General features: G+C 74.3%; 9 protein-coding genes. 3 read left to right on the forward strand and 6 right to left on the reverse strand.

Annotated elements, in window-relative coordinates; genetic code table 11:
* Positions 1-169 precede the first annotated feature (169 nt).
* The 3 genes from ACI79P_RS14885 to ACI79P_RS14895 form a co-directional block, all read right to left on the reverse strand.
* On the reverse strand, positions 170-1153 hold the full coding sequence (locus ACI79P_RS14885; protein WP_456581822.1) for a sigma-70 family RNA polymerase sigma factor: 984 nt from the start codon (positions 1151-1153) through the stop codon (positions 170-172).
* A gap of 134 nt (positions 1154-1287) precedes the next feature.
* On the reverse strand, positions 1288-3075 hold the full coding sequence (locus ACI79P_RS14890) for a bifunctional metallophosphatase/5'-nucleotidase (protein ID WP_456581823.1): 1788 nt from the start codon (positions 3073-3075) through the stop codon (positions 1288-1290).
* A 108-nt stretch (positions 3076-3183) separates the two neighbouring features.
* Entirely contained in the window at positions 3184-4848 is a 1665-nt protein-coding gene (locus tag ACI79P_RS14895; RefSeq protein WP_456581824.1) for a hypothetical protein, read from the reverse strand.
* Between the two features lie 295 nt (positions 4849-5143).
* Between ACI79P_RS14895 and ACI79P_RS14900 the strand changes: the two genes are divergently transcribed.
* Entirely contained in the window at positions 5144-6385 is a 1242-nt protein-coding gene (locus tag ACI79P_RS14900; RefSeq protein ID WP_456581825.1) for a GNAT family N-acetyltransferase, read from the forward strand.
* Positions 6386-6526: 141 nt separating this feature from the next.
* On the opposite strand, the gene argG is transcribed toward ACI79P_RS14900, so the two are convergent.
* Positions 6527-7978, reverse strand: coding sequence for an argininosuccinate synthase (gene argG, locus ACI79P_RS14905; protein WP_456581826.1), 1452 nt, complete (start codon positions 7976-7978; stop codon positions 6527-6529).
* Positions 7979-8068: 90 nt separating this feature from the next.
* On the reverse strand, positions 8069-8560 hold the full coding sequence (locus tag ACI79P_RS14910) for a ribose-5-phosphate isomerase (RefSeq protein ID WP_456581827.1): 492 nt from the start codon (positions 8558-8560) through the stop codon (positions 8069-8071).
* Positions 8561-8587: 27 nt separating this feature from the next.
* Here ACI79P_RS14910 and ACI79P_RS14915 point away from each other — a divergent pair, with 27 nt between their 5' ends.
* Both ACI79P_RS14915 and ACI79P_RS14920 read left to right on the forward strand, forming a co-directional pair.
* Positions 8588-9139: a DUF429 domain-containing protein gene (locus ACI79P_RS14915; protein ID WP_456581828.1), complete on the forward strand. Its 552-nt coding sequence runs from the start codon at positions 8588-8590 to the stop codon at positions 9137-9139.
* Positions 9136-9906 (forward strand): MBL fold metallo-hydrolase, encoded by a 771-nt coding sequence (locus ACI79P_RS14920; protein ID WP_456581829.1) that lies wholly within the window; start codon positions 9136-9138, stop codon positions 9904-9906. Before ACI79P_RS14915 ends, ACI79P_RS14920 begins: the two co-directional genes overlap by 4 nt.
* On the opposite strand, the gene ACI79P_RS14925 is transcribed toward ACI79P_RS14920, so the two are convergent.
* Positions 9893-10667, reverse strand: a 775-nt coding sequence (locus ACI79P_RS14925; RefSeq protein WP_456581830.1) for an SDR family oxidoreductase, incomplete at its 5' end; no start/stop codon positions are given. The two genes, ACI79P_RS14920 and ACI79P_RS14925, sit on opposite strands and share 14 nt — an antisense overlap.

The following is a 10667-nucleotide window of genomic DNA, read 5'->3' on the forward strand; positions in this document are numbered from 1 at the left end:
CGGGCGCGCCGCCTTCCGCACGGCCCAGCCACCTCCGGCGTCCGCGGCCCGGCGCCACAGCGGATGCCGCTGGTGTTCCAGCCGGGCCGTACCGACGCAGGACTCCCCCGCCGACCCGGTCAACGCGGCGCGGGCCGGGTCAGCCCCCGTCCGCTGCGGAGCCGTGGGCTCACAGCGTCGTGGGCAGCCCCAGAGCGGCGAACAGTTCGCAGTCGAGGTTCAGGAAGCTGGAGATGTGGGCGATGCGACCGTCCTCGATCTCCAGCACGTGCAGGCCCCACGGCACGTGACCACCGCCCTCCGCCGGCCGGTACTGGGCGAAGGCCGGGGTCCCGTTGGCCGAGGTCTGGATCAGCCGGGACCCCCGGCAGGCGCTGGCCGGCTCCGTCACCATCCAGGCGCCGATGTCCTCACGCCCGCGCAGCCACATCTCGAACGGCGGCATGTGCTGGGTGGCGTCCTCGTGCAGCAGCTGCACGAAGGCGTCGATGTCGTAGCGCTCGAAGGCGTCCAGGTAGCGGGCCAGCAGCGCGCGGTCCTCGTCGTCCAGGGTGCGGGGCGTGGGACGGCCGCCCACATCGGCGAGCGTCGCCCGGGCCCGCTGCAGGGCGCTGTTGACCGAGGCGACGGTGGTGTCGAGCAGCTCGGCGACCTCGTCGGCCTTCCAGCGCAGCACCTCGCGCAGGATCAGCACCGCGCGCTGCTTGGGCGGCAGGTGCTGCAGCGCGGCGACGAACGCCAGGCGCACCGACTCCTTGGCCACCGCTTGGTCGGCCGGGTCGCCGTCCTCGGGGAGGACCTGGCGGTCGAGCACCGGCTCGATCCAGGCCGTCGTCGGCCGGCGCCCGTTCAGCGACGCGGGGACCGGCGGGTACGGGGAGCCGGCGAGGTCCATGGGCAGCGCGCGGCGTTGCCGGCCGGCGAGCTGGTCGAGGCAGACGTTCGTCGCGATGCGGTAGAGCCACGACCGGAGCGCCGACCGGCCCTCGAAGTCGGCCAGCCCGCGCCAGGCCCGGACCAGGGTCTCCTGCACCGCGTCCTCGGCGTCGAAGACCGAGCCGAGCATGCGGTAGCAGTACCCGGTGAGCTCGCGGCGGTGCTCGAGCAGCCGCGGGTCGAGCTGTTCCGCGGGACCGATGACGGCACTGGTCACAGGAGTCCACCCCTCGGGATCGATGTGCCGGTCAGCACACCACAGGCCACCGACAGAACGGGAGCCCCCGGAGCGCCGTGGCTCCGGGGGCTCCCGGTCTTCCCCACCCGGAAGGGCGGGTCGGTGTCAGCGCGTCACGGCAGCAGCGGCTCGCCGTCGCGCACGAGCTGCCAGTTCTCGACGAAGAACTCCGCCGGGTCGATCACGCCGACCGCCTGCGCCCGCTCGATGAGCAGCTGCCGGATCTCCAGCTGCTCGTTGTAGACCACCGGCGCCGCGGCGATGTGCGGGAAGCCGCCACCGCCGCTGCGCCGGTAGTTGTTGACCGCGACGACGAAGCGGTCGCCGTCGGCCACCGGGGTGCCGTCGTAGGAGAGCCCCACGATCCGCGAGCCCACCGGCTGGGACACGTCGACGTCGTAGTCGACGCCCGAGAGGATGTCGTAGTTGTAGTCCGGCGTCCCGTTCGGCGCCTCGGCCGTCGGGGCGTTCGTGATGGTCTCCGGGTCGACGTCCCCGGTGCCCGGCAGCTGCTGGAAGTACCGGGCGGAGAACTCCAGGTACTCCTTCAGCTGCGCCCCGGTGAGCTCCACGGCCTCCAGGGTGTTGTCGTAGATGTAGAGCCCGGCGATGTCGCGGATGGTGACGTCACCGGCCGGGAAGACGGCGTCCCGGCTGAACGGCGCCGCGATCGACAGCACCGGCAGGTCGGCCCGGTCCGTGCCCTCCAGGGCGGCGGCCACGGTGTCGGCCTGCACGTCCTGGATGAAGTCCAGGATCGCGGTGTCCTCGTACCGGCTGGTGCGCGCGGAGAGCTCCTCCGCCGAGGTCGCCACCACCTGGTTGACGTACGCCACCGTCTTCCCGTGCGCCTCCGCCGTGGCGGCCAGCACCTCGGGCGACTCCTCGACCCCCGCGGTGCTCAGCGCCTGCGCCGAGGTGCCGACGACGTCCCACTTCCCGCCGCGCACCTGCTCGAGCTCGATGTCGACCTGCGAGACGGTGGCGCCCCAGCGGTAGGGCTGGGTGAGCAGCACCTCCTCGCCGGTGACCTCGTTCACGACGACCTGGGAGGGGGCGTTCCGGTGGGTGTGGCCGACCACCATCGCGTCGATCCCCGGCACGGTGCGGGCGATGACGTCCGACGGGTTCTCGGTCGGCACCTCGGGGCCGTAGGACGACGTCCCGCCGACGCCCGCGTGCGAGAGGACGACGACGACGTCGGCCTTGCGGTCGACGACCGGCACCCACTTCTCCGCCGCCTCGACCATGTCCTGGAACGTCACACGGCCCTCGACGTTCCCCTTGTCCCAGATGGCCGAGCCAGGGGTGGTCAGGCCGATGACGCCGACCCGGACCGGCTTGTGGCCGGGCACCCGCATCGTCTCGATGGTGTACGGCTTCAGGTAGGGCCGTGGGGTGCCGTCGCGGAGCACGTTGGCCCCGAGCACCGGGTGGTCGACGTCCTTCTCGTAGGCCCGGAGCAGGTCCAGGCCGTAGTTGAACTCGTGGTTGCCGACGACCTGCGCGTCGTAGCCGATGGCGTCGAACGCGGCCGCCATCGGGTGCTCGACGCGGGTCTCGGTGACCGGCTCCTGCTTGGCGTAGTAGTAGCTCAGCGGCGTGCCCTGCAGGAAGTCGCCGTTGTCCACGACGAGGACGCTCTCCTCGCCCCGCTCCGCGCGGACCGAGTCCACGACCGTGGCCACCTTCGCCAGCCCGGTCTCGAAACCGGCCTTCTCCGAGTAGGTCCGGTCGGCGAAGTAGTCCCAGTTCTGCACGCGGCCGTGCAGGTCGGTGGTGGCGAGCATGGTCAGCGTCAGGTCGTCCGCCGCGGGCGGCGCGGCCGCGGCCGGGCTCAGGGGCGCCATGGTCAGCACCGCGGCCGTGGCCGCCACGGACAGCGTGGTCCGCCGTCTCATCCGGTGGTTCCTCTCGATCGAACGGTCCCCGTGACGGTGTGCAGGGGATCCTCGATGGAGAGTAGGGACGGGGACCGACAGCCCGGCGGCCGGCCGGTGACCGCCGCGCTACTGGTAGCTGATCAACTGGGGGTCGGGCTCGACCTGGCTGATCGTCTCCTCCGGCGTGAGCATCGGGATGTCCTCGTCGTAGAAGTTCTTCCAGCCCCACCACAGGCCCTCGGGCGCGTCCCGCCGCAGCGCCGCCCACGTGCTCTGCTTGGCGCCCTGCCCGCCCTGGCCGTCGGCGTGCACCATCACGGCGAGCTCGTCGCGGCTGAGGTCCACCCGCTCGCGGCCCGGGATCATGTCCAGCCGGAACTGGTGGAGCACCAGCAGCTTCTGCGGCAACTGGTTCTCGCGGGTCAGGTCGGCGAGCCAGGTCACCACGCGGTTGACCTCCTCGACGTCCACCGAGCCGATCTGGCGCAGGTGGACCTCGTTCGGGCCCAGCCGCCACTCGGGGTCGAGGGCCAGGCCGACGTGCGGCATCTCCAGCAGCGGCCGGTACAGCTCCGCCTGGGTGACGAAGTCGGTGCGCCCGGGCTGCAGGTCCAGGACGACGTACATGCCGGCCTCGCCCGCCGCCTCGACCCACGGCCGCAGCAGATCGATGTCGGCCTCGGCGGAGTAGTCGCCGTCAGCCCCGGCCGACGCCGACGCGATGGTCGAGATGATCTCGAAGGCCGGCACCACCGTCTCCTCCACCAGCGGCTCGTAGGGCGCCGCGTGGGCCCGCGCCCGCTCGACGGCCGCGTCGACCGGCTGCTCCCCCATGAGGCCGAGCGCGGCTGTGCCGGGGTGGCCGTAGAGGGCGACGAGCAGCTTCCCCGGGAAGAGGGTCTGCCCACCGCCGGGCAGCTCCACCCCGGTGGCTGCGGTCTCCACCTTCCAGTCCAGGCCCTCCTCGGCGGCGAAGCCCGGGCCGATCGCCAGAACCGAGCCGGGGTCCGCCTCGCCGAGCGCGCTGACCACGTCGGCGGACGCCCGCGGGTCGGTGGTCCCCCCGGTCAGCAGCACCCGGGCGCCGGCCGCGCGGGCCGTCGCGATGGCGGCCAGCGACCCGGGCTCGCCGGAGGCCAGCACCACGGTGTCCTCGAGCGGCTCGGGGCGGGTGGTCGCGGGGAGCTCCCCGGGCGACCCGTCCTCCGCCGTCTCCTCCGCGGGCTCGCTCGCAGCGCCTCCGCCGCTCTCCGGCTGCAGCGCGGTGGGCTGCTCGGGGTCGAGCGCGGCCACGGCCGGGGCGTCGCCGTCGGTCGGGACCGGGTCGCCGTCGGCGAGGTCGACGCCGGTCGCCGCCGCCACCGCCTCGGCGTCGGCCGCCACCGCCACCACGTCCACGCCCGAGCCGGACAGCGTGGCGTCGCCGACGGCGAGCACCGTGCCCGTGCCCAGCCGCTCCAGCTCGCCGGTCACCGGCTCCGGGGTCTCCGCGCCACCGGTGACCAGGAGCGGGACGCCCATCGCGACCGCGGCCGACGCCCCGAGCAGCAGACCGGCGCGGTCGTCCTCGTCCGCGAGGACGGCGACGTCGGAGGAGCCGTACAGGGCGCGGCTGGTGCTCACCGCCGTCGCCACCGGGTCCTCGTCCGCGACCACCGTCAGGAACTCGCCGGGTGCCGCCGTGACCGCCTCGGCGACCGGAGCCTCTTCCGGCTGCTCCTCGTCGCCGGACGAGGTGCAGCCGGCGAGCAGGGCGGCGCTGAGCGCGAGCGGGATTGTGCGAGAGCGCACGTGGAGCCTCCGTCGGTCGGGGCGCCGACGACCGGACGGGCACGTCGACGTCGGCGTGACGGCACCGACCCTAGCCGGGGGCGCGCCGCGGCCGGGTCGCCGGACACGCTGGCCGCGGGCCGAGGAGCATTCCGCGCCGGGATGACCACGGCACCAGTCCGGGACGGCCCGGCCACGGACCGGCCGCCCGACGGGACGGGCCCGGCGCCGGCGGGTGCCCGCTGCCCGGCTGCCTGCGCGGGCGGGGGCCGAACTCGTTGGCGGTCCGTCGGACCGGCCCGGTAGACACGTCGACGTGACCGATGTCGACGCCCGGCTGCGCCCCGTGACCCTCGACGAGTGGCCGGCCTTCGCCCACGCCATGCACGACGTCTTCGCGGAGGAGGCGCCGCCGTCCTTCGCCGAGAAGCCCTCCTCGGTCGCCGAGCTGGAGCGGTCGCTGTCGATGTGGGACGGCGACCGGGTGGTCGCCACCGCCGGCATCTACAGCCGGACCCTCGCCGTCCCGGGGGCGCTGGTGCCCTGCGCCGGCGTCACCTGGGTGACCGTGGCCCCGACCCAGCGCCGGCGGGGCGTGCTCACCGCGATCATGCGCCGGCAGCTGACGGAGCTGCACGAGCAGGAGCGCGAGCCGGTGGCCGCGCTGTGGGCGGCCGAGTACCCGATCTACGGCCGCTTCGGGTACGCGCCGGCGACCCGGGAGGCTCGGTTCTCCGGCCGCACGGAGCGGCTGCGGCTGCGCCCGGACGTCGACCTGGGCACCGGCCGCGTGGAGCAGGTGCCGGTCGAGGAGTACCGCCCGGCCGCGGTGGCCGTGCACGGCGCGGTGCACCGCTGGGTGCCCGGCAACATGGTGCGCGACGACCGGTGGTGGGACCGGCAGCTGCGCGACGAGCCCTCCGGCCGGGAGGGCGCGTCCGCGCGGCGGTACCTGCTGCACCGGGAGGCCGACGGCACGGTGACCGGGTACGCCGCCTACCGGGTGAAGGGCGCCTGGAGCGACGCCGGCGAGCCCGAGGGCACGGTGATCGTCCAGGAGGTGCGGGCGACGAGCACCCCGGCCTACGCCGCGCTGTGGCAGGTGCTGCTCTCGATCGACCTGGTCCGCACCGTGAAGTACCAGGCCGCCTCCCCCGACGACCCGCTGCGCTGGCTGATCACCGACGCCCGCGCGCTGCACAGCACCCCGGTCGACGGGCTCTGGGTGCGGCTGGTCGACGTCGACCGCGCCCTCGCCGCCCGCCGCTACCCCGCGCCCATCGACCTCGTCCTGGAGGTGCGGGACCCGTTCTGCCCCTGGAACGAGGGGCGCTGGCGGCTCTCCGGGCACCCGGCCGGCGGTTACTGCGGCCGCACCGACCGCGACCCCGACATCGTGCTGGGCATCGAGGAGCTCTCGGCGGCCTACCTGGGCGGCGTCTCGCTGGCCGGGCTGCAGGCGGCGGGGCGGGTGACCGAGGTGAGCCCCGGGGCGGTGACGCTGGCGTCGACGGCGTTCGGCTGGCCGGTGACGCCCTGGTGCCCCGACAGCTTCTGAAGAGAGCCCGCGCCGAGCCCGGCGACGTGCTGCAACGGCCTCCTTCAGGGACCCGCGCCGAGCCCGGCGACGTGCTGGAACGGCCTCCCTGCAGGGACCCGCGCCGAGCCTGCGAGGTGTGGGGGGCAGGGAGGTCCTTCCTCAGTCGGTGCCGGCCTCCATCGCCGCCCGGTCCAGCAGCTCCTCGTCGGCCGGCACCTGACCGCGGGAGGCGATCGTCTCGGCGCCGCCCTCCTCGGTGACGTCGATCAGCCCGGTCGCCGCGGCCTGGGCCGCGCCGATGGCCACGTGCGACGGCGCGCCCCCGACCATGCCCAGCCGCGCGTACTGCTCGAGCTTCGCCCGGGAGTCGGCGATGTCGAGGTTGCGCATGGTCAGCTGCCCGATGCGGTCGACCGGCCCGAAGGCCGAGTCCTGCGTGCGCTCCATCGACAGCTTGTCCGGGTGGTAGCTGAACGCCGGGCCGGCGGTGTCGAGGATCGAGTAGTCCTCGCCCCGGCGCAGCCGCAGGGTCACCTCGCCGGTGACCGCCATCCCGACCCAGCGCTGCAGGGACTCCCGCAGCATGAGCGCCTGGGGGTCCAGCCAACGGCCCTCGTACATGAGCCGGCCCAGCCGCCGGCCCTCGGAGTGGTAGGTGGCGAGGGTGTCCTCGTTGTGGATGGCGTTGACCAGCCGCTCGTAGGCGATGTGCAGCAGCGCCATGCCCGGCGCCTCGTAGATGCCGCGGCTCTTGGCCTCGATGATCCGGTTCTCGATCTGGTCGGACATGCCCAGGCCGTGCCGTCCGCCGATGGCGTTCGCCGCCAGCACCAGGTCGACGGCGGAGCCGAACTCCTCCCCGTTGATCGTCACCGGCCGCCCCTGGGCGAAGCCGATCGTCACGTCCTCGGGAGCGATCTCGACCGCGGGGTCCCAGAACCGCACGCCCATGATGGGCTCGACGGTCTCGATGCCGGTGTCGAGGTGCTCGAGGGTCTTCGCCTCATGCGTGGCGCCCCAGATGTTCGCGTCGGTGGAGTAGGCCTTCTCGGCGCTGTCCCGGTAGGGCAGGCCGTGGGCGACCAGCCACTGGGACATCTCCGTGCGCCCGCCGAGCTCGGTGACGAAGTCGGCGTCCAGCCACGGCTTGTAGATGCGCAGCGCCGGGTTGGCCAGCAGGCCGTACCGGTAGAACCGCTCGATGTCGTTGCCCTTGAAGGTCGAGCCGTCGCCCCAGATCTGGACGTCGTCCTCGAGCATCGCGCGGACCAGCAGCGTGCCCGTGACCGCGCGCCCCAGCGGGGTGGTGTTGAAGTAGCTGCGGCCACCGGAGCGGATGTGGAAGGCGCCGCAGGTGAGCGCGGCGAGCCCCTCCTCGACCAGGGCGGCCTTGCCGTCGACCAGGCGGGCGAGCTCCGCACCGTAGGCGGTGGCCCGGCCCGGGACCGAGGCGATGTCCGGTTCGTCGTACTGCCCGATGTCGGCGGTGTAGGTGCAGGGCACCGCGCCCCGGTCGCGCATCCACGCGACCGCTACGGAGGTGTCGAGACCACCGGAGAAGGCGATGCCGACGCGTTCGCCGACGGGCAGGGAGGTGAGCACCTTGGACACGGCACAAGTATGCATGACCGTGCATGGTCATTCACAACCGGCCGTCCAGCTTCCCGACGGCGGCGCGGGCCGCCCCGCCGTCGGGACGGGTCAGGGGTGCTGCGTGCGGGTGGGCAGGCCGCCCGCCGGGCGGTGCCGGTCGCGCTCGTAGTCGGTGATCAGCCCGATGCGGCGGATGTGCCGCTCGTCGCCGCTGAACGGCGTCCCGAGGAACTCCAGGACCAGGGCCGTGGCCTCCTCGTCGCTGTGCTGGCGGGCGCCGATGGAGACCACGTTCGCGTCGTTGTGCTCGCGGGCCAGCCGCGCGGTCGCGGTGTTCCAGACCAGCGCGGCCCGGACACCGGGGACCTTGTTCGCCGCCATCTGCTCGCCGTTGCCCGAGCCCCCGATGACGACGCCGAGGGTGCCCGGCTCGGCGACCGTCCGCTCCCCCACCTCGAAGCAGAACGGCGGGTAGTCGTCCTGGGCGTCGTACTCGAACGCGCCGCAGTCGACCGGCTCGTGACCGGCCTCGGCGAGCGCCTGCTTGAGGTGCTCCTTGAACTCCAGGCCCGCGTGGTCGGTGCCGATGAAGACGCGCATGCCGGGGAGTCTGACAGGCTGCCCGATGTGGCGGTGCTGGGGCTGGACGGCTGGCGCGGGGCCTGGGCCGGAGCGCTGCTGGACGACGGTGGGGTGACCCTCCTCGCCCTCCCCGACGCGGCGGCGGCGCTCGCCGTACCCGGGGTGGAGGTCGTCGCCGTCGACATGCCGATCGGGCTCTCCGTCGACGGGTCGCGCGGCTGCGACGTCGCGGCGCGGCGGCTGCTGGGCCGGGCCGGCAGCTCGGTCTTCCCGGCGCCTTTGCGACCGGTGCTGGACGCCGCCGACTGCGCCGAGGCGTGCCGGCTCTCGGTGGAGGCGTCCGGCAAGGCGTTGTCGAAGCAGGCGTGGTTCCTCGTGCCGTCGATCCGCACGCTCGACGACGCCCTCGGCGAGCCGCCGGACCCGCGGGTGCACGAGGTCCACCCGGAACTGGCCTTCCGGGCGCTGGACGACCGGGTGCGCGACCCGAAGATCACCGCCCGCGGGCTTGCGCAGCGGCTGGCCGAGGGGCGCGCCGAGTACGTCGGCGACGGCCGTCTCGACGCCCGCGGCCGGCCGATGCGGATCACCTGGTGAGCACCGGCTGGCAGGAGGTGGCCGAGGGCGTCCTGGTGCGCCGGCACCGCTCCCTGGACCTCAACTGCGGCCTCGTGCTGGGCGAGGGCGCGTGCCTCGTCGTCGACACCCGGTCGCACCTCGGCGAGGCGGCGGACCTGGTGGCGGCCGTCCGCGCGGTCACGCCGCACCCGTGGACCGTGGTGAACACCCACGCCCACTACGACCACTGCTTCGGCAACGCGGCCTTCCGCCCGGCGCAGGTGTGGGGCTCGCGGGGCTGCGCGGCCGCCCTCCGTGCCGACGGCGAGGCACAGCGGGCCGCCGTCGTCGCCACGCTGGGCGCCGAGGAGGCCCCACTGCTACGGGCAACCCCGATCGACCCGCCGGACCACCTCGTCGACGACGTCGCCGTGCTCGACGTCGGCGGTCGCGAGGTGGTCCTGCGGCACCTCGGCCGGGGGCACACCGACCACGACCTGGTGGTCGAGGTGGAGACCGCCGGCGACGCGACCGTGCTCTTCGCCGGGGACCTGGTCGAGCAGGGGGCGCCGCCGGATTTCGAGGACTCCTGGCCGGCGGACTGGCCGGCCACCCTCGGCCGGCTGCACGCGCTGGCCCGCGGCCCGGTGGTGCCCGGGCACGGCGCGGTGGTGGACGCGGGCTTCGTCGGTGCCCAGCGGGAGGAACTGCTCGCCGTCCTGACCGCCCTGCGCCAGGGCGGGCCGGGGCCCTACCCGGCGGCGACGATGGCGGTCGCCGCCGGGCGGCCGCTCACGAGCCGGTGAGGCGGCGGACGACCGACAGCGGCAGGACGCGCAGCAGCGCGGCGACCGGGCGCCACGGGAACTCCGGCACGTAACCGCGCACCGGCTCCCGCTCGACCACCTCGACGAGTGCCGTGACGCCCTTGTCGAGGCCGACGGTCAGCGGGCCGCGGCGGCCGACGTTGATGTCGGTCGCGATGTAGCCCGGCAGGATCGTGGAGACGACGATCCGCGAGCCGTAGACGTCGGAGCGGATGCCCTCGGCCAGGGAGTTCAGCGCAGCCTTGCTGGCGCCGTAGGCGGTCCGGCTGCCGGGCATCCCCCGGACGGAGGCCACCGAGGAGATCAGCACCAGGTGCCCCATCCCCTGGCGGCGGAAGAGCTCCATCGCCGCCTCGCACTGCGCGTGCGAGCCGAGCACGTTGGTGTGCAGGACGGCACGGTTGCCCGCCGCGCCCCCGGTGCCGACGGACTTCCCGGCGCCGATGCCGGCGTTCACGATCACGCGGTCGAAGCCGCCGAGGCGGTCGGCCAGGTCGGTGAAGACGGTGGGCACCGAGGCGGCGTCGTCCACGTCCATCGCGGCCGCCTCGACCCGGATGCCGGGGTGCGCGGCGCGCAGCTCGGCCTGCAGGGCCTCCAGCCGGTCGACGCGGCGGGCGCACAGGGCGAGGTCCCGGCCCATGGCGGCGAACCGGCGGGCCATGCCCTCGCCGAGGCCGGAGCTGGCGCCGGAGATGAAGATGCGCTGGCGGGTGGGGTGCGGCATCCCGACAGGATGC

This window comes from Blastococcus sp. SYSU DS0510 (genome assembly GCF_054050835.1).

Coding starts and splice junctions, on each gene's coding strand:
- ACI79P_RS14890 (WP_456581823.1), bottom strand. CDS start 3,075: ATGAGACGGCGGACCACGCTGTCCGTGGCGGCCACGGCCGCGGTGCTG.
- ACI79P_RS14910 (WP_456581827.1), bottom strand. CDS start 8,560: ATGCGCGTCTTCATCGGCACCGACCACGCGGGCCTGGAGTTCAAGGAG.